The following is a 17,320-nucleotide window of genomic DNA, read 5'->3' as shown; positions in this document are numbered from 1 at the left end:
CCCTCACTCCTCGGTGTCGAGATCGGCCTGCCACTCCTGGACCCTCGCCATCAGTTCGACCGGCGGCGTCTCGTCGACGTCGAGGTCGGCCAGCGAGGCCAGGACGGTCTCGGCGTCCTCCCCGTAGCGGTCGGCGATCGTGTCGTCCGCCTCGTCGGTCCCGGCCGTCCCACCGCCGTCGGCGCTCGTCGGGGCCTCGCCTCCGCTGCCCGCGAACGACCCCGAGGAGAGGTCGAAGACGGCCTGCGTGGTGTCGCCGCTCCCGCTGCCGCCGCCCTTTGCCTCGATGGCCTTCTCCTCGCGCAGGCGGTCCAGCACGCCCTGTGCGCGGTCGACCACGGGACCGGGGACGCCGGCCATATCGGCGACGTGGATGCCGTAGGAGCGGTCCGTCGGGCCGTCCCGGACCGTCCGCAGGAACGTGACGCCGTCCTCGCCGGCGGACTCGGGTTCGCCCGCGACGGCGACGTGGACGTTCTCGACGCGGTCGAGGTGGTCCGCAAGCGTCGTCAGTTCGTGGTAGTGGGTGGCGAAGAGGGTCTTGGCCCCCACCTCGTTGTGGAGGTACTCCGTCGCCGCCCACGCGATGGAGATGCCGTCGAAGGTCGCGGTCCCGCGCCCCACCTCGTCGAGGATGACCAGCGAGTCATCGGTCGCGGAGTGGAGGATGTTCGACAGCTCCTGCATCTCGACCATAAACGTCGAGCGCCCCTGTGCGAGTTCGTCGAGCGCGCCGACGCGGGTGAAGATGCCGTCGACCAGCCCCACCGTCGCCGAGCGCGCCGGGACGAAACTGCCGGCCTGGGCCAGCAGCGTGATCAGCGCCGCCTGGCGCATGTACGTCGACTTCCCGCTCATATTCGGCCCCGTCACGATCAGGAACTGCCGCTCGCGGTCGAGATAGAGGTCGTTGGGGACGAACTCGGTGGTCTGCTCGACGACGGGGTGGCGACCGGCCTCGATGGCGAGTTCGTCGCCGTCGGTCACCTCCGGGCGGGTCCAGTCGTTCTCGACGGCGTGGGTGGCCAGCGAGACCAGGACGTCGGCCTCCGCCAGCGTCCGGCCGACGTCCTGCAGGAGCGTCGCGTGGTCGGCGACCCGCGCGCGCAGCTCCTCGAACAGCTCGTACTCCGCGTCGTGGCGACGCTCCTCCAGCCGGAGGACGGCCCGCTCCTTCTCGTCGAGTTCGGGGATGGTGTACCGCTTGGAGTTTTTCAGCGTCTTGATCTCCTCGTACTCGTCGGGCACCCGGTCGGTCTCTGACTTCCCGACCTGGATGTAGTAGCCGTCGGTCTTGTTGCGGTCGACCGAGAGGTGGGTGATGCCGGTGCGTTCCTTCTCCCGCTCCGGCAGCGTCTCCAGCCACTCCAGGGCGGCCTCGTGTTCCTCGACGATCTCGTCCAGTTCCTCGTCGTACCCCTGCCGGAACAGGCCTCCCTGCGTGACGGTGCCCGGCGGGTCCTCGACCAGCGCGGCGTCGAGGTCCGCGGCCAGCGACTCGGCGGCCTCGCGGTCGGCCCCCGACAGGACCTCCGTCAGCGGCGACTCCGCCAGTCGCTCGGTGTTCGCGACGGCGTCGGCGACCGCCGGCAGCAGCGACAGCGTCTCCTCGACGGCCCGGAGGTCGCGGGCGTCGGCGCTACCCGAGGTGGCTCGGGAGGCCAGCCGTTCGAGGTCGTAGCCGTCGGCGAGCGTCTCCCGGATGCTCTCGCGGGCCATCGCCGCCCGCGCGAGCGCGGCGACGGCCGACTGCCGGCGGTGGAGTTCCCCGCGGTCCCGGCGGGGCCGCTGGAGCCAGCGCTGGAGCAGGCGGCTCCCGGCGGCGGTCACGGTGTGGTCGAGGGTGTCGAACAGCGACCCCGAGCTGTCGCCCTGCATCGTCTCCGTGAGTTCGAGGTTGCGCTGGGTGGTGGCGTCGAGCCCGACGTGCTCGCGCGCGCCGTAGGCCCGCAGGCGCGTGACCGCCGCGAGCGTCCCGACGCCGGTGTCGTCGACGTACGAGAGGGCCGCGCCGGCGGCGGCGACGGCGGCCTCGTCGTCGGCGACGCCGACGCTGTCCAGGGTCTCGGCCCCGAACTGCTCGCGCACGCGGTGGCGGGCTCGCCCGGGCTCGAAGGCGGCGGTGTCGTGCAGCGTCAGCGCGGCGTCGGACCGCTCGCGCAGGCGGTCGAGGAACGCGTCGTCGTTCCGCAGCTCCGGCCCGGGGAGGACCTCGGCGGGCGCGAACGTGTACAGCTCCGAGAGGGCCGCCCCGGGGTCGGCGTCGTCCAGCTGTGTCACCTGGAAGCGGCCGGTGGTCACGTCCGCGAAGGCCAGCCCGTAGCTGTCGCCGGCCCGGCCGGACTGTCGGACCACGGCCGCGAGGTACTGGGCGTCGGCGTCGGTCGTCTCCAGGTGCGTCCCCGGGGTCACCACCCGCGTGATCTCGCGAGCGTGGCCGTCGGCCGTCTCGTGCTGGTCGGCGACGGCGACGCGGTAGCCACGCTCGACCAGCGCGGAGACGTACGGCGTGAGGTCGTCGACCGGGACGCCGGCCATCGGGTACGACGACCCGTGCGAGGACTTCTGGGAGACCTTCAGGTCGAGTTCGTCGGCGACCGTCTCGGCGTCGTCCGCGAAGAACTCGTAGAAGTCGCCACACTGCATCGCCAGCAGGTCCGCGTCGGTCTCCTCCTTGAGCGCGAGGAACTCCCCGACGATGCCCGTCGCCTCTGTCATACGCCGATGTGGGCGTCTCTCCGGCGTAAGGATTGCGGGAGCGCGGCGACGCGGAAACGGTCGGCGGACGGACAGTTGCGGCCGCACGAGCCGAAACGGCGGGCAACTATATCAACCGGGAGGCGGTACAGGGTCACAATGCGCGTGGGCCACCGTGGGTGGGCGGTCGTCGTCTGCGCGGTTCTGCTCGTGCTCTCGCCCGTCGCGCCGGCGCTCGGAGCGGCGGCCGCCGTCGGCGCGACGACGGGCGAGTCCGACGTCGAGGCGGCGGAGCCGTCGGTCCGACGGGCGACTCTCGCGGCAGTCGGCGACGCGCCGACGGCACAACTGGCCGACGAGGACACCATCCGACAGACACAGCGGTACAGCCTCACGCCCGAGACGCCCGGAGAGGTGGCGGTGACGCTGCGCTACGAGATCCCCGACCGAGTGGTCTCGCTGGAGACGACTATGCCCGACAACGCGACGGTGACCGACGCCGACGGCTTCGCGCGGGCCAACGACACCACCTACGAGTGGGACGGGACCAGCGGGACGGCGACCATCGACCTGACGCTCCCGACGAACCGGTCCATCGACGGTCGCTTCGACCACGGGAACGGGAGCTACGTCACCGTCGACGCGGGCGAGTGGGCGCTGATCAGCCGGGCCCAGACGCCGACCCGGTGGCGCTACACCGGCAGCCCCCCGGTCCGGTTCAGCCAGGACCTGACGACCGTCGGCCCGGGCGCGGCCGGCGACCAGCTCGTCTATCTCGGGAACGTCACCACCTACGAGCGCGACGCCAGCGGCCAGCGGCTCCGGCTCGTCGTCCCCGAGCGGACGGAGCTCGCCGAGTCGCCGGACGCGGTGCTGGACTCGCTGTCGGCCGCGGGCGAGTCCCTCCGGATCGGCGACCGCGACGACGCGGTGTTCGTCGTCGCCGCCCCCACCGGCGACGTGGACTGGGCGGTCAAGGGGCTCGAGACGGGCGGGTCCGATATGTGGGTGCGGGGCGACGCGCGGCTGGACGACCCGCGCAACGTCTGGCTCCACGAGTACGTCCACACGCGCCAGTCGTTCCGGACCACCGCGGAGACGCGGTGGCTCACCGAGGCGACGGCGGTGTACTACGCCGCCCTGCTGACGCTGGAGCAGGACCGGATCGACTTCGAGACCTTCCGGAGCTACCTCGCCGAGGGGAGCCAGCAGGCGTACGACGACGTCGTCCTGGCCGAGCCGGCGACCTGGCGGCGCAACGCCAACTACGTCAAGGGGCCGCTGGTCGCCGGCCGCATCGACGAGGCGACCCGCCGCGAGACGGATCGAGAGGCGACGTTCCAGGGGACGCTCCGGGTGCTGAACGGCCAGCGCGGACCGGTGACGCAGTCGGAGTTCCTGACCGCCGTCGAGCGGACCGCCGGCGACGACGTCCGGGCGTCGGCCGGGGAGTACACGACGACCAGCGAGGCCGTGACGATGTGGAACGAGACGACCCACGCGCGGGTGTTCGGCCAGTTGCCCGCCCGCATCAGCTACGCGCTCCCGACCGACGGGTCACCGGGTAGCTACCGGGTCGCCGGCCCGTATCGGAGGACCGACGTCGCCGGGACGCCGCCGCTCCGGCTCGCCACCGGCGAGACGCTGACCGTCGAGGCAGTCGTCACCAACGCCGGCGGCACCGCGGGGAGCTACAACGCGACGCTCGACATCAACGGGACAGTGGTGGCGACGAAGCAGGGCCGCGTCGGTCCCGGGAACCGGACCGTCGTCCCCCTGTCTCACACCTTCGCGACGCCCGGCGTCTACAACGTCAGCGTCGACGGCGACCACGCCCTCGTCGTCGTCGAGCGGCCCGCACGAGCCAGGGTGACGGACGTCTCGGTCAGCTCCGACAGCGTGGTCCAGGGCGGCGGCGTCGTCGTGACCGCGACGGTGGTCAACGACGCCGACGTGCCGGCCGAGGGGACCGTCGTGTTCACGCGGGACTACCAGGCCGTCGCGACCCGCGAGGTCACCCTGCCGCCGCGGACGACCGCCACCGTCTCCAGCGGCGTCGCCGTTCCGGAACCGGGGACCGTCCTCGTCTCCGCCGGCGGGGTCGAGCCGGTGCTGGTCAGCGTGACGCCCGCGAACGACACGACGACGGTGACTGCGACCCGGACGACGGCGACCGGTACCGAGACAGGGACGACGGCGGCCGACGGAGCGGGGTTCACCGCCGCGGCGGCGGTGGTGGCACTCCTGTTTGCGACGTTGCTGGCACGCCGCGACCGCCGGTAGTCGGTCGTCGATAGCCACCGATTTGTACGACCCGGTGATGACGACTCGTATGGCAGACCTCGGCAAGGTCGACCGCGAGTTCTTCGACGAGTACATCTATCCGAACCTCGGCGCGGACCGCGAGGACGTGACGCTCGGGCCACAGCACGGCGTCGACTTCGGCGTGATCGACGTGGGCGGGACGGCGGTCGCGATGGCGACCGACCCCGTGTTCGTGATGCCGTCGCTGGGCTTCGAGCGGGCGGCGTGGTTCGCGTTCCACATCCTTATGAGCGACGTGGCCGTCGCCGGCATCCCGCCGACCCACCTCGCCGTGGACCTGAACCTCCCGCCGGAGCTGACCGACGACGAGTTCGCCACCGTCTGGGAGACGTTCGACCGGGAGGCGACCGACCTCGGCGTCTCGATCGCCACCGGTCACACCGGCCGCTACGCCGGCTGTAACTACCCGATGGTCGGCGGCGGCACGGCCCTCTCGGTCGGCGAGTTCGACGACCTGGTGCGCCCTGACGGGGCCGAGGTCGGCGACCGCGTGGTCGTCACGAAGGGCCCGGCCATCGAGGCGACGGGGCTGCTCTCGATCCAGTTCGAGTCGCTGCTCGCCGAGGAACTGAGCGAGAGCGAGGTCGCGGACGCCACCGACCGCTTCTACGACATGAGTCCGGTCCGGGACGCCCTGACCGCGGCGGCGGCCGGCCCGGTCCACGCGATGCACGACGCGACGGAGTGCGGTGTCTACGGCGGCCTCTACGAGATGGCCCGCGCCGCCGGCGTCGGCGTCGAACTGGAGACCCACCGCGTCCCGGTCCAGCCGGGCGTCCGGGAGGCCTGCGAGTTCTTCGGCATCGACCCGTGGATCGCCATCAGCGAGGGGACGCTGCTGGCCGCCGTCGACCCCGACGGCGTCGACGACGTGCTGGCCGCCCTCGAGTCCGAGGGCATCCCCGCCGCCGACGCCGGCGAGGTGGTCGAGGGGTCGGGGCTGGTCGTCGACGGCGAGCCCACCGACCACCCCGGCGTCGACCCCTTCTGGAGCACCTTCGAGGAGTATATGGAGAGACTGCAGGCGTAGCGCAGACGGCAGTCGAGGGTGGTGTCACCTGCCGCCGCTTTCCACCCGACGCAGCGCATCGACCAGCCGACGGGGCGGGACTGATACGGATCGCTCTAACTGTTTACCGCACCGACCGTCCGCAGTCGGGCGGTCGGTGCGGTAATGACTTAGAGCGATCCGTATGAAAGGGGCCGTCAGCGTGGCGGCTTCGCCGCCACGTCACAAGGCGGTCGGCGGAGCCGACCGCCCACGCTCCGGGAAGACGGGCGACGTCCTCGAAAGAGCGGATCGCGCTCTTTCGGGATGACGAAAATCGCGGTCTGCGATCTGCAGATCACAAGCACGCGAGCGAAGCGAGCGCGCACAGCGAGCCCCTCGACCGGAGCGCGCGGGCTTTCTGATTCCCGCGGTCGCTGGCAGGCACGTCGGCGAGGGCGACAGAACAGAAATGAGCGGCTAGGCGCGCTGTCGGTCGGCCCCGCCACCCACCTCGACGGCGTAGTCGGACTGGAGCCACGCCGCGGGGTTGTCGGTGTCGTAGACGACGACGTCGCCGCCGCCGGTGGTGAAGGTGCCGTACCGCTCGGAGTCGCTGGGGTCGTTCGCGTTCGAATCGTCTTCGGTCGGTTCCATCGTCGTACGTCGAATGGGGACGATTCACACACATAAGCGTTTCCCGGGTATGATAAGAAGTATTATTAGCATACTAGGACGGTGCGTCCGTCGGTTCCGGGGAGACCAGCACCGCTTTGGGGCCGCCGCTCCAGTCCCCGGGCATGACACGGACGGAGGCTCCGGTCGAGCTACCGGTGGTGCTGACCGTCGCGGGCAGCGACTCGGGCGGCGGGGCGGGCATCCAGGCGGACCTGAAGACCATCGAGGCCGGCGGCGCGTTCGGGACCAGCGCCGTCACGAGCGTGACGGCACAGAACACGCGGGGCGTGCAGGGCCAGCACCTCCTGCCGATCGAGGAGATCGCGGCCCAGATCGAGGCGGTCAGAGAGGACTTCGACGTGGCCGCGGTCAAGACGGGGATCCTCGCGACGAGCGAGGTGATCGACCTCGTGGTCGCCGAGGCCGGCGACGCCGACGACCTCGTCGTCGACCCGGTGATGGTCGCGGCGTCGGGCGACCGGCTGCTGGAACCCGAGGCCGAGAGCGCCTACGAGGCCCTGATCGCCGAGAGCGCGCTGGTCACGCCCAACGCCGACGAGGCCGAGGTGCTGACAGGCCGGCCGGTCGAGACCCCCGCGGACGCGGAGGCCGCCGGCCACGACATCGTCGGGATGGGGGCGGACGCCGCGCTCGTGAAGGGCGGGCACGTCGCCGGCGACGAGGTGGTCGACACGCTCGTCACCGACGAGACGGTGACGACGTTCCGCCACGAGCGGGTCGAGACCGACGCGACCCACGGCTCGGGGTGTACGCTCTCCTCGGCCGTCGCCACGCGCCTGGCCCACGGCGACGAGCTGCAGGACGCCGTCGCGGCCGGCGTCGACCTGCTGGCGCGGGCGGTCCGGTACAACCTCGACGTGGGCGAGGGGTCGGGCGCGGTCCACCACGCGGTCGAGGCGCGCAACGAGGCGGCCCGCTACGACACCAGCGAGGCCGTCGAGGGGGTCGTCGCGGCGCTGACCGACCGCGGGGTCCGGCCGCTGGTGCCGGCCGGCGGGACGACGGTGGCGGGCGCGACCCCCTACGCGGAGACGCCCGACGAGGTGGCGGCCGTCGAGGGTCGCATCGCCCGCGTCGTCGACGGCGTCCGCGCCAACCGCGGGGTCCGGTTCGGCGCGTCGACGACCGTCGCCCGGACCCTGATCGCCGCCCGCGAACACGACCCGGCGGTGCGCTTTGCCGCGAACGTCCGCCTGACCGACGCCGTCGAGGCGGCCCTCGACGACCTCGGGGGCTCCGTCGGCGACTACGACTCGGCCGAGCGGCCGGCGACGGTCCCCCGGGACGGCACCGCCGCCTGGGGCGTCGGCCAGGCCTTCGAGACCGGCGCGGAGTCGCCGATCGCCGTCGTCGACCGCGGCGAGATGGGCGTCGCCGGCGGCGTCGTCCTGCTGGCCCGGGACCCCGAGACCCTCGTCGGCCGGGCCACGGCGCTGCTGGAGGCCGTCGAAGACGGCGAGTAGTCGGGACGCGGGCGAGGGAAGCGATCCCCGTCGGCTCAGTCCTTCTTGTACTCCTTCCGGAAGCCGCGGAACTCCGTCCGGTGGGCCTCCTCGTCGGCGAGGATCGTGACCGCGAGGTCCTCCGTGACCGGGTCGCTCGCCTCCTCGGCGGCGTCGACGAGGTCGCGGTACGTCTCGATGGCGTCGTTCTCGGCGTCCAGCACGCCCTCGATGACCGAGAGCACGTCCGTCGAGTCCGCGGGCGGCTGGAGCGAGTCCTGCCGGGCCGTGAACTCTCCGGAGCCCGGCGGCTGGGCGTCCAGTTGCTTCAGGCGCTGGCCGAGCATCTCCGCGTGGCCGAGTTCCTCCTGGATGTCGGCCTGGAGGCTCTCCTTGATCTCCTCGGCGCGGACCCCGTCGAGGACGATGGCGTTGGTCTGGTAGTTCATCACCGTCTCGATCTCGTCGCCGTAGGCCCTGCGCAGCAGTTCGATGACGCGGTCGTCTGTCATAGCAGTTGACAGTCCACGGCCGCGACGGATAACCGCTCTGCCGGCACAGGAAACCCGGCCCGGGCGGCGGCCCCGCGGTCGCGTCGTCGCGTGGTCGTGCGCGCTCGACACACGTCCGGGGCCGCCTCTTGTCCGGCGACTGAGTACGGCCGGTATGAGCGAGACACAGGCCACGGACGCGATCACCGTCTTCTCCGACTACGTCTGCCCGTTCTGTTACCTCGGGCGCGAGTCGCTGTCGCAGTACCAGGCGACCCGCGAGGACGACCTGCGGATCGACTGGCACCCCTACGACCTGCGGAGCCAGAAGCGCAACCCCGACGGGAGCATCGACCACGCCGTCGACGACGGGAAAGACGAGGACTACTACGAGCAGGCCAAGCAGGGCGTGCGCCGCCTCCAGGAGCAGTTCGGCGTCGAGATGGAGCTGGACATCGCCACCGACGTCGACTCGCTGCCGGCACAGGTCGTCTCCTACTACGTCGCCGAGCACTACGACTACGGGACCTGGCTGGCCTTCGACGAGGCCGTCTTCGACGCGCTCTGGCAGGACAGCCGAGACATCGGTGACACCGAGGTGCTGGTCGAACTGGCCGAGGAGGCCGGCGTCCCCGCCGAGGAGGTCCGATCGGCGCTGGACGACGACGCCCTGCGAACGGAGGTCCGGGAGCTGTTCACCGAGGCACAGCGCCAGGGGATCACGGGCGTCCCGACGTTCGTCTACGACGGCCACGCCGCCCGCGGGGCCGTCCCGCCCGAACACCTCGAACGGCTCGTCGAGGGCGTCTGAACGCGGCCACAGCCCCGGCCGGCGACTCAGGCGACGCGGTTCGCCAGCGGCTCGCCCCGCCGGACGCGAGCGACGTTCTCGCGGACCAGCTCGGCGACGTCCTCGTGGTAGCGGTTCGTCGCGGCCGCACAGTGGGGCGTCAGAATGGCGTTCTCGTAAGCCCACAGCGGGTGCTCCTCCGGGAGCGGCTCCTCCCAGTAGGCGTCGACCGCCGCCCCGGCGATCGTCCCCTCCTCCAGCGCCGACAGCAGCGCGTCCTCGACGACCACGTCGCCGCGGGCGACGTTGACGAGGTAGCCGTCGTCGGGCATCGCCGCCAGCACCGCGGCGTCGATCAGTCCCTCGGTCCCGTCGGTCAGGGGCACCGCAAGCACGACGAAGCGGGCGTCGGCGACGGCCGCCTCGACGTCGTCGGGCGTGTACACCCGCTCGACGCCCGGAGCCGGGTCGCCCGACCGCCTGACCCCGACCGCGTCCATCCCCAGCGCCGTCACCCGGTCGACGACCCCCTGACCGATGGTGCCCAGGCCGACCACGCAGACGCGCTCGCCGGTCAGCGTGAACGGCGCGTCGTAGGGCTCGTGGGTCCACGCCCGGTCGGCCTGCCGGTCGCGGTAGACGTGCAGCCGGCGGGCGAAGGCCGTCAGGTAGCCCACGACCGTCTCGGGGACGGTGTCGCCGTGGATGCCCGTGGAGTTGGTCAGCGCCGTGTCGCTGGCGGCGTAGGCGTCGGTGTCGAAGTCGTCGTAGCCGGCCCGGACGCCGTGGACCCACGCCGCGTCGTAGAACGCCTCGCGGGGGCCGAACGTCACCACGCAGTCCGTCTCGGACAGTGGATCGTCGTCGCCGACCGTCTCCACGGGGACCGGGGCGGCGGACAGCGACTCGACGACGGCGTCCAGCGGACACACCGTCCCGACCGACTCGTGGACCGCGATGCGCTCGATCTCCATAGCCGGTGGAGCGACCGGCGCGCTGTTAGGCGTTTCGGCGGGAGCGGGCCCGTCGCGCTTCGCTACTCCTCCCCCAATCGGACCGTCGTCACGGGCACCGGCGAGCGCCGGACCACCTTCTCGGCGACGCTGCCGATGAGGTAGTGGTCCAGCCCGGTGCGGCCGTGCGTGCCCATCACGACGAGGTCCATCCCCTCGTCCTCGACGTAGCGCAGGATCTCGCTCCGCGGGACGCCCTCGACGACGCTGGTCTCGACGGGCACGTCGTCGGGGAGCGCGTCGACCGTCGCCGCGACGGCCTCCTCGGCCCGCTCGTGCTCGGCGTCGGACCACGCCTCCGCAGAGAGCCCCGAGGTCGGGCTCTCGAAGCGGTTTCGCGTGTCGGCGACCGAGACGACGTGGACCGTCGCGTCGAACGCCTGTGCGAAGTTCGTGGCGTGCTCTGCGGCCGCGGCGATGCCGTCGCTCCCGTCGGTCGGCAGGAGGATGTCGTCGTACATGGACGGCGGTTGACGCCCCCCGGGTAAAAACCGCCGGCCTACACGACGCCGGCGGCCATCAGGAACAGCGCGACGGAGATGACCGCGAACAGGACCCCGACGCCCTTCTTGATCACCGTGGTGTCGAGTGCCGCCGAGACGTAGGGGGCGATCTGCCCGCCGGTCGCCGTCGCGGGCACCGTCCAGACGACCATGTTCCACGGCGTCGAGGCGAGGTTCAGGCTGTGCCCGCCGGGCACGAGGCCGCCGCCGAAGACGTGGACCACCGATGCGAGGATGGCCGTGGTCGCGACGACGATGTGGTTCGTCCCGATGGCGACCCGGACGGGGACGTTCGTCCGCAGCATCGAGATGATGCCGAGCTCCCCGATGCCGAAGCCGGCCAGGCCCTGGAACACGCCGCCGACGCTGTAGTTGGCGAACCGCTCGAGGTAGCCCCCGTGGGAGTAGGTGTAGTCGTTGCCGTCGCGGTCGACGCGGGTGACGGTCCCGTCGTCGGCCTTCTCGACGCCCGCGGGGCCGAGCTTGTCGTCGTCGTTCGGGAGGGTTGCACCGGTCCCCCCGTCGGCCGAGACGCCAGCCTCGTCGTCGGTCCCACCGGGCTCCTCGTGACTGAGGTCGGCCTTGAACAGCAGGACCGAGGCCGCGATGAGCGCGACGCCCAGGAGCGCGTGGAACAGCGAGGCGGGGATGACGAACGACAGCAGCGCGCCCGCGACGACGAACGGGATCCCCCCGAGCACGAGCGTCGCCGCCAGCCGGCGGTCGACCAGTCCGTACTGGATGAACGCCAGCGCCGAACTCGACAGACCGAACGACTCGCTGATGAGGCCGATCTTCACCAGCGTCTCCGGGGTCAGCGACTCCCCGGCGATGACCGGGAACACGAAGATCAGGAACGGGACGAACAGCGCCGAGCCGCTGATCCCGACGGTGTTGACGATCGTCGCGCCGATGATGAAGGCGATGAACAGCCACCAGTACTCCAGCCAGTAGCCGGTCCCCGCGTCGGTCGGCGTCGGCGCGAGCGTGTAGACGCCGACGACGAACAGCAGGGGCGCGAGGAACACGAAGACGTGCTGATACTTCAGAAACGTCTTCTGGAGGCTCCGGGACGATTGGGGCGTCGTCATTGAGTCGTGAACCCACCTTTATCGAGAGGGGCATAAGTGCGTTGTCGTCTGCGGCGAGTTCCGTCCATTATTTGTGCAAGTTCGGCCTCCTCTACTTCGGGTTTTGTCGCGGGTAGGCGTGTGCGCGAGCGTGCGAACACATAATCCTTAACGTTTATTGTACCGGAGGTGGTACAGTGTGACGTAATGAGTTTTCCAGAGGGGCCACGGAAGAACGAGCAGTCCAGTCTTGACGACAGTCGCGACGCGGCCGACCCCGCCCCGACGGACGGACTCATCGCCAGCATCGTAGACGCGCTCCGACGCCACACCCAGACGTGGTCGAGTCGATACGTCGAGATGCGCGTCGAGGCGCGCACCGGGCGGCAGGAGTAACGCGTCGTCCCTTCTCGTGACACAGCCGGCGAACAGCGACGGGACCGGCGGTCGTCAGGCGGTCGGCGACGTGCCGACGTCCGCGGCCGTGTCCGGCCGGTCGCCGTCAGTCGCGTCGCGGAGCTGGTCGAACGCGACGGCGATCAGCGCCAGCGTGTACAGCGCCACCGGTGGCTGGACGACGATGATCGCCAGCTGCGCCGCCGCCGGCGGGAGCAGCAGCGAGCCGACGACACCGACGACGGCACCGACGACCGACGCGCCGCCGACGGCGACGAGGACCAGGACGAACAGCTGGAGCCAGTTGCCCTTGCCGAGCCGGTAGCTCGCCCCGAGCGCGTCGACGAAGTTCCGGTCCTCCACGGCGACGTAGGGGACCAGAAACAGGAACGCGACGTACGCGATGAGACCGGGAACGAGCAGCAGGAGCGAGCCAAGGAACACGAGCAGACCGTAGACGAAACCGCCGACGAAGACGTTCAGGATCGCCAGCGGCACGTTCCGAGTCAACGCGTCGCCGGGGAACCGGTCCCGGGCGTCGGCGACGAACGTCCGCGTCGAGACGATGGAGTGGTAGGTCGTGAGCAGTATCGCCAACAGGACGCCACCGCCGGCGACGGCGACCGGGACGTCGACGACGAGGGGTAACGCCTCCACCGCCGCGCCGAGTCCCATCCTGGCGTACACCGTCGCCAGCAGGGAGTTCAGCATCGACTGGAGGCCGAGCAGGAGGAGCAGGTACGTCCCGAGCAGTATCGCGCCGGTTCGACTGACGAGTCGCGACCCCGCATCACGCAGGGCAGCACCGATCTGGAGGGCCATCGAGTCAGGGTTGTCCGATCGCGAGTAAAAAACCCCGGCCCGTGTGTCACCGCCGGACGAACTCGACGAGGGCGGCGGTCGGGACGAACCCGTCGGCCCGGCGGTCGACCAGCTCCTCGTCGTCGAACAGCAGGAACGTCGGGACGCTGCGCACGTCGAAGGCGGCGACGGCGTCGAGGTCCTCGCGGGGGTTGAAGACGGCGACGGCGGCGTCGGTGGCCCGCGCGACGTTGTCCAGGACCGGTGCCATCGACTGGCAGATCGTACAGCCCTCGGTCCGGACCATCACCAGTACGCGGTCGTGTGCCGCCAGTACGTCGTCGAGGGCCGCGCGGGTCGTGACGGTCGTCACGCCGTCGGGCTCTGTCGCGGGCATACCGGCGGTAGGGGGCCGAGCGGGATATGGGTTCGCCGGGCTACGCCGGGCACGCGAGGTCCCCGTCGTCGGTCGGGAGCGTCGAGGGGTCGACGCGGCCCTCACAGACCGGGTCGGCGGGGTCGTTCGAGCCACCCCGTGCCGGCGGCGCGAGCGCGAGCGATCCCCCGCGCCGCTCTAGGTCGGGATGCACGTAGGTGCGGCCGGTCCCGGCGAGCGAGACGGCGACGATCGCTCCCTGGCCGTCGACGACGGGGCGGACGTTCTCGCCGCCCTTCGCGGTGACGGCGACGGCCTCCGAGGTGAGGGTGCCGTCGTCGAGCAGCCACACCGTCGCGGTCGTGTCGTCGAGCGACTGGACACCGTCGACGCGTGCGTTCCCGCCGTTCCCCTGGAAGCGGACGGTGACCGCCGGCCGACAGTCGACGGCGAACTCGACCGTCCGCGGCGCGGTCGTCTCGGCGTAGACGCCCTCGCCGTCGGCGGTCGCGTGGAACGAGACCGTCGCGTCGTGGGTCCCCGGCGACGTACAGGTCAGTGTCGTCGAGACGGTGGCCGCGTCGCCGACGCCGAGCCCGTCGCGGGCGGCCGTCTGCTCGCCGTCGGGGACCGACAGCCCACTCCCCGCGTCGACGGAGTAGGTGACCGTGGCGTCGACCGGCTGTGCGAACTGATTGCGGACCGTCACGAACTCGGTCGCGCCGCCGTCTGTGGGAACCTCCGTGTCGGCGTACTCCAGTGCCATGTAGGCGTTCGCGTCGCCGACCACTTCGACGGTGACGGCTCGGTCGGCCGAGACGGCGGTGAACCCACCGCTCCCGACGACGAGGACGGCCGCGACGACCGCGAGTGCAACGGCCAGGTGACTGCGCATCAGTGCTCACCCCGCGTCGGCCGGCGTCGGCGGACGCCGTCGGTCGCACGGTACCCCTCGGTCTCGATCTCGGTCGTGTACATATCTCCTCACCCCCGGGCCCTTCGGCAGTCCTGCGATGTGCCCCGTTCGTCGTGTCCTATACCCGACTGTTTCATAAGTATGTCCATTCTCCAATAATTAGCGACTATCTACGTCGGCGATCGGAGACGACCCACGTCCCGTGGGTGAAACGTGTCTTTCCCGAGGGCACCGGCTTGATCGCCGTTATACGGTCTATACCCCTATCGTCGTTCGAGCGCGAATATATCAGGAGCCGTCTACCAGCCCGGAGCGCTCGGTTAGCAACCTTCTGCGATTTTCAGGTAGCATATTCGAAATTATCTAAGAGATTACTACAATACAGATACGGCGTCTTGCATCTGGTAGCGCGTCCGACCTATGGGGTGGGGCGTGCCAACACGACGAACCAACTATGCAACGACGCAAGTTCCTGATCGGACTGGGATCGCTCGCGGCCGGCTCGGCCGCTGCAACGGGTACCGGCGCGTTCACGAGTGCGAGCGCGGAGCGAAATGCCGATATCGTCACGGCTGGTGACGCTGGTGCATTCTTGAAGCTCGCACCGTGTGACGGCCCGAACGCACACAAGTATGTCGATTACTCCGGCGGGACGCTCGGCCTGAACCTCGACGCTGATTCAGATGGTCCTGGTAACGGCCTGAACCAAGAGGCCAATTTCCGGATCAAAGACCTATTCAAGATCTCGAACCACGGGTCTCAGCCCGTTACCGTCTATATAGACGGCGCAACCAGCGCAGACGCTGGCAAACGGCTGAAGTGGGTCAACGAGAACGGTGGTGGTGACGGGGCGACCCGCGGAAGTGTTGATGGAACCACTATTGATGTCGGTGAGACTATCGTTGTTGGCCTTGACCTGCAATTCCGAGGAAACGATGTCGGCGATGTCATTTCCGACGAAATCACTGTGCGGGCAGAAGCGAATTAGACCGGTTCACCGGCGTTGATCGCGGCGGTGATGGCCGACAGGCACGCTTTAAGACTACTTGTTTTTTATTACGGTGCGTAGCTAAGCAGAGATCCATCAGCCGGTTTGTATGTTTTATGTATGGCTCACTCGATCGTCATCCCCGGAACATAGCCCGTGTAGATCTTAACTCTCCAGGATACGGTTGTCACTGTCTCTTCTCTTCAATATCAAGCGAAACGACGCGCGTCCGATCGTATTTCCCCCACACCCAGCGCCACAGCAGATATGAATTCATCAACAAGCTCGACAGAGTCATCAGCGTACGTCCGGGTGTTCGAGTCGGAACGGTATTATCGCCAGCCTCGTAGCCGACAGTAAAGTCGACGGGCTGGAAAAGTAGTTGGTGGTGAAGGGTGACGTGACAGTCACGCAACCGTCAGTATCGATCGTCTCGGAGTCCTCAGCGATATAGACGCGTCCTCGTCGCCGACGACATCAAGAGAGTAGCTCACGACTGGAGTAATATGCAATAGCCACAGAGGCTGGAGACTGCCCGACTCAATCGGAGTAACAGAACCGAAGGTCAGTCGTCCTCCGACTCTTCGGGCTCTTCAGTCTCTTCGTCCTCCGACTCTTCGGGCTCTTCAGTCTCTTCAGTCTCCTCGTCTTCCGGCTCTTCAGTCTCCTCGTCTTCCGGCTCTTCAGTCTCTTCAGTCTCCTCGTCTTCCGGCTCTTCAGTCTCTTCAGTCTCCTCGTCTTCCGGCTCTTCAGTCTCCTCGCACTCGATCTCGACGGTCCGCGAATCGGTCGTCTGAGCGGACACAGAGCTCCCCTCGGCCGCGACATCGAACGACGCGATCCCCTCCGAGTCCCCGATGTCGGCACAGGTCAGGATGACACTATCACCTGGCCCGATCCCGTCGAAGCTCTCCATCGTTCCGCTCTCGCTGGGATCGGTTTGCTGGTCCTCGACTCTGTACCAGACGGTGAGATCCACGGTCTCGGCGAAGCGGTTGGTGACGGTCAGGACCGACCCCTCCTCAACCTCGCCGGTCTCCCGATACTCCAGCGACATATACGCGTCCTCGTCGCCGACGACCTCGACGGTCACCTGCCGGTCGGCGGAGACGGAGCTGTACCCACCGCTCCCGATGGCCAGCGCGAGGACCGCTGCGAGGCCGAGGAGGGCGGCTGCGCGCCTATCCATCACGCACCTCCGGCGGGGTGTCGCCCCGCCCCAGTCGCATCCGCCGGGTCAGCAGGTAGTGCGACACCGACGAGACCAAAAGCGCCGCCAGCAGGAAGACGGTCCAGCCGACGTAGGGAACGGCCGCGAACGGGCCGACGCCGAGCCACGACAGCGTGACCAGCGTCACGCCGATGGCGCTGAAGCCGATGTAGTAGAAGCTCCAGGGGATGTCGTAGCGCTCGACGACCTCCAGGTAGATGTCCAGGTCCGCGGCGGCGTCGGTCAGCGCCACCTCGCCCGCGCGGTCGTCGAACTCGACGACGCCGGTGTCGTCCATCTTCGGCAGGTGGAACTGCTGGAGGGAGGTATAGACGGTCTTGCGCTCGCTGGCCGACAGCTCCGCGACCGTCGAGTCGTTCTCCCACGCGGCGACCTGCTCGGCCAGGTCCGAGAGCGTCACCGGCTCGGCGGTGTCCTGCAGGCAGTGCAGGGCGTACCGCCGCCGGCGGTTGCTCAGCATCTCGAAGGTCTCGTCCCGCGACAGCGTCTCCTCGCTCTGGTCCTGTTCCGTGGTCGGCCGTGGCGACTCCTCGGTCAAACCGCCTGATCGTGCCTTGCTCATGTACTTCCACACCCCGGAGGGCCGCAGTCCGT

The 17,320-nt window shown here is 69.5% G+C and carries 17 protein-coding genes; 6 read left to right on the top strand and 11 right to left on the bottom strand.

Annotation, left to right across the window (positions count from 1 at the left end):
• Positions 1 to 3: 3 nt before the first annotated feature.
• Complete coding sequence (gene mutS, locus P0592_RS09815) at positions 4 to 2,718, bottom strand: DNA mismatch repair protein MutS (protein ID WP_276270706.1); 2,715 nt, start codon at positions 2,716 to 2,718, stop codon at positions 4 to 6.
• Between the two features lie 138 nt (positions 2,719 to 2,856).
• Here mutS and P0592_RS09810 point away from each other — a divergent pair, with 138 nt between their 5' ends.
• Together P0592_RS09810 and P0592_RS09805 are read left to right on the top strand one after the other, a co-directional pair.
• Entirely contained in the window at positions 2,857 to 4,980 is a 2,124-nt protein-coding gene (locus P0592_RS09810) for a peptidase (RefSeq protein WP_276270705.1), read from the top strand.
• Between the two features lie 49 nt (positions 4,981 to 5,029).
• Positions 5,030 to 6,052 carry an AIR synthase family protein gene (locus P0592_RS09805; RefSeq protein WP_276270704.1) on the top strand — a complete coding sequence of 341 codons (1,023 nt, stop codon included), beginning with the start codon at positions 5,030 to 5,032 and terminating at the stop codon, positions 6,050 to 6,052.
• 438 nt (positions 6,053 to 6,490) lie between these two features.
• Here P0592_RS09805 and P0592_RS09800 read toward each other — a convergent pair whose 3' ends face one another.
• The gene (locus P0592_RS09800) at positions 6,491 to 6,667 is read right to left on the bottom strand and encodes a DUF7331 family protein (protein WP_276270703.1); all 177 of its coding nucleotides are present in this window, start codon (positions 6,665 to 6,667) and stop codon (positions 6,491 to 6,493) included.
• A 143-nt stretch (positions 6,668 to 6,810) separates the two neighbouring features.
• Between P0592_RS09800 and thiD the strand changes: the two genes are divergently transcribed.
• On the top strand, positions 6,811 to 8,172 hold the full coding sequence (gene thiD / locus P0592_RS09795) for a bifunctional hydroxymethylpyrimidine kinase/phosphomethylpyrimidine kinase (protein WP_276270702.1): 1,362 nt from the start codon (positions 6,811 to 6,813) through the stop codon (positions 8,170 to 8,172).
• A 35-nt stretch (positions 8,173 to 8,207) separates the two neighbouring features.
• Here the strand turns inward: thiD and P0592_RS09790 are convergent, their stop codons facing one another.
• The gene (locus P0592_RS09790) at positions 8,208 to 8,663 is read right to left on the bottom strand and encodes a ferritin-like domain-containing protein (protein ID WP_276270701.1); all 456 of its coding nucleotides are present in this window, start codon (positions 8,661 to 8,663) and stop codon (positions 8,208 to 8,210) included.
• Between the two features lie 154 nt (positions 8,664 to 8,817).
• On the opposite strand from P0592_RS09790, the gene P0592_RS09785 reads away from it, so the two are divergent.
• The gene (locus tag P0592_RS09785; RefSeq protein ID WP_276270700.1) at positions 8,818 to 9,453 is read left to right on the top strand and encodes a DsbA family oxidoreductase; all 636 of its coding nucleotides are present in this window, start codon (positions 8,818 to 8,820) and stop codon (positions 9,451 to 9,453) included.
• A gap of 26 nt (positions 9,454 to 9,479) precedes the next feature.
• On the opposite strand, the gene ddh is transcribed toward P0592_RS09785, so the two are convergent.
• The 3 genes from ddh to P0592_RS09770 form a co-directional block, all read right to left on the bottom strand.
• Complete coding sequence (gene ddh / locus P0592_RS09780; RefSeq protein WP_276270699.1) at positions 9,480 to 10,406, bottom strand: D-2-hydroxyacid dehydrogenase; 927 nt, start codon at positions 10,404 to 10,406, stop codon at positions 9,480 to 9,482.
• Between the two features lie 62 nt (positions 10,407 to 10,468).
• Positions 10,469 to 10,906, bottom strand: coding sequence for a universal stress protein (locus tag P0592_RS09775; RefSeq protein ID WP_276270698.1), 438 nt, complete (start codon positions 10,904 to 10,906; stop codon positions 10,469 to 10,471).
• 38 nt (positions 10,907 to 10,944) lie between these two features.
• Positions 10,945 to 12,039, bottom strand: a complete 1,095-nt coding sequence (locus P0592_RS09770) for a sulfite exporter TauE/SafE family protein (RefSeq protein WP_276270696.1) — start codon at positions 12,037 to 12,039, stop codon at positions 10,945 to 10,947.
• Between the two features lie 186 nt (positions 12,040 to 12,225).
• On the opposite strand from P0592_RS09770, the gene P0592_RS09765 reads away from it, so the two are divergent.
• Positions 12,226 to 12,414: a hypothetical protein gene (locus P0592_RS09765; RefSeq protein WP_276270695.1), complete on the top strand. Its 189-nt coding sequence runs from the start codon at positions 12,226 to 12,228 to the stop codon at positions 12,412 to 12,414.
• A gap of 54 nt (positions 12,415 to 12,468) precedes the next feature.
• Here the strand turns inward: P0592_RS09765 and P0592_RS09760 are convergent, their stop codons facing one another.
• The 3 genes from P0592_RS09760 to P0592_RS09750 are packed head-to-tail and all read right to left on the bottom strand — an operon-like array spanning position 12,469 to position 14,486.
• On the bottom strand, positions 12,469 to 13,236 hold the full coding sequence (locus tag P0592_RS09760) for a DUF7847 domain-containing protein (RefSeq protein ID WP_276270694.1): 768 nt from the start codon (positions 13,234 to 13,236) through the stop codon (positions 12,469 to 12,471).
• Positions 13,237 to 13,282: 46 nt separating this feature from the next.
• A complete protein-coding gene (locus P0592_RS09755; protein ID WP_276270693.1) occupies positions 13,283 to 13,612 on the bottom strand; it encodes a thioredoxin family protein in 330 nt (109 codons plus the stop codon).
• Between the two features lie 40 nt (positions 13,613 to 13,652).
• Positions 13,653 to 14,486: a hypothetical protein gene (locus tag P0592_RS09750; RefSeq protein ID WP_276270692.1), complete on the bottom strand. Its 834-nt coding sequence runs from the start codon at positions 14,484 to 14,486 to the stop codon at positions 13,653 to 13,655.
• A gap of 475 nt (positions 14,487 to 14,961) precedes the next feature.
• Here P0592_RS09750 and P0592_RS09745 point away from each other — a divergent pair, with 475 nt between their 5' ends.
• Positions 14,962 to 15,495 (top strand): hypothetical protein, encoded by a 534-nt coding sequence (locus P0592_RS09745; protein ID WP_276270691.1) that lies wholly within the window; start codon positions 14,962 to 14,964, stop codon positions 15,493 to 15,495.
• A gap of 565 nt (positions 15,496 to 16,060) precedes the next feature.
• On the opposite strand, the gene P0592_RS09740 is transcribed toward P0592_RS09745, so the two are convergent.
• Both P0592_RS09740 and P0592_RS09735 read right to left on the bottom strand, forming a co-directional pair.
• A complete protein-coding gene (locus P0592_RS09740) occupies positions 16,061 to 16,684 on the bottom strand; it encodes a hypothetical protein (RefSeq protein WP_276270690.1) in 624 nt (207 codons plus the stop codon).
• Entirely contained in the window at positions 16,677 to 17,288 is a 612-nt protein-coding gene (locus P0592_RS09735; RefSeq protein ID WP_276270689.1) for a DUF7344 domain-containing protein, read from the bottom strand. Before P0592_RS09735 ends, P0592_RS09740 begins: the two co-directional genes overlap by 8 nt.
• Between the last annotated feature and the right edge of the window lie 32 nt (positions 17,289 to 17,320).

The sequence above is a fragment of the Haloarcula litorea genome (assembly GCF_029338195.1).
Lineage (GTDB): Archaea > Halobacteriota > Halobacteria > Halobacteriales > Haloarculaceae > Haloarcula > Haloarcula litorea.
The sequence above is the reverse complement of the archived record's forward strand: the minus strand, read 5'-3'. Positions and strand labels throughout refer to the sequence as shown.

Coding starts and splice junctions, on each gene's coding strand:
- mutS (WP_276270706.1), bottom strand. CDS start 2,718: ATGACAGAGGCGACGGGCATCGTCGGGGAGTTCCTCGCGCTCAAGGAG.
- P0592_RS09810 (WP_276270705.1), top strand. CDS start 2,857: ATGCGCGTGGGCCACCGTGGGTGGGCGGTCGTCGTCTGCGCGGTTCTG.
- P0592_RS09805 (WP_276270704.1), top strand. CDS start 5,030: ATGGCAGACCTCGGCAAGGTCGACCGCGAGTTCTTCGACGAGTACATC.
- P0592_RS09800 (WP_276270703.1), bottom strand. CDS start 6,667: ATGGAACCGACCGAAGACGATTCGAACGCGAACGACCCCAGCGACTCC.
- thiD (WP_276270702.1), top strand. CDS start 6,811: ATGACACGGACGGAGGCTCCGGTCGAGCTACCGGTGGTGCTGACCGTC.
- P0592_RS09790 (WP_276270701.1), bottom strand. CDS start 8,663: ATGACAGACGACCGCGTCATCGAACTGCTGCGCAGGGCCTACGGCGAC.
- P0592_RS09785 (WP_276270700.1), top strand. CDS start 8,818: ATGAGCGAGACACAGGCCACGGACGCGATCACCGTCTTCTCCGACTAC.
- ddh (WP_276270699.1), bottom strand. CDS start 10,406: ATGGAGATCGAGCGCATCGCGGTCCACGAGTCGGTCGGGACGGTGTGT.
- P0592_RS09775 (WP_276270698.1), bottom strand. CDS start 10,906: ATGTACGACGACATCCTCCTGCCGACCGACGGGAGCGACGGCATCGCC.
- P0592_RS09770 (WP_276270696.1), bottom strand. CDS start 12,039: ATGACGACGCCCCAATCGTCCCGGAGCCTCCAGAAGACGTTTCTGAAG.
- P0592_RS09765 (WP_276270695.1), top strand. CDS start 12,226: ATGAGTTTTCCAGAGGGGCCACGGAAGAACGAGCAGTCCAGTCTTGAC.
- P0592_RS09760 (WP_276270694.1), bottom strand. CDS start 13,236: ATGGCCCTCCAGATCGGTGCTGCCCTGCGTGATGCGGGGTCGCGACTC.
- P0592_RS09755 (WP_276270693.1), bottom strand. CDS start 13,612: ATGCCCGCGACAGAGCCCGACGGCGTGACGACCGTCACGACCCGCGCG.
- P0592_RS09750 (WP_276270692.1), bottom strand. CDS start 14,486: ATGCGCAGTCACCTGGCCGTTGCACTCGCGGTCGTCGCGGCCGTCCTC.
- P0592_RS09745 (WP_276270691.1), top strand. CDS start 14,962: ATGCAACGACGCAAGTTCCTGATCGGACTGGGATCGCTCGCGGCCGGC.
- P0592_RS09740 (WP_276270690.1), bottom strand. CDS start 16,684: ATGGATAGGCGCGCAGCCGCCCTCCTCGGCCTCGCAGCGGTCCTCGCG.
- P0592_RS09735 (WP_276270689.1), bottom strand. CDS start 17,288: ATGAGCAAGGCACGATCAGGCGGTTTGACCGAGGAGTCGCCACGGCCG.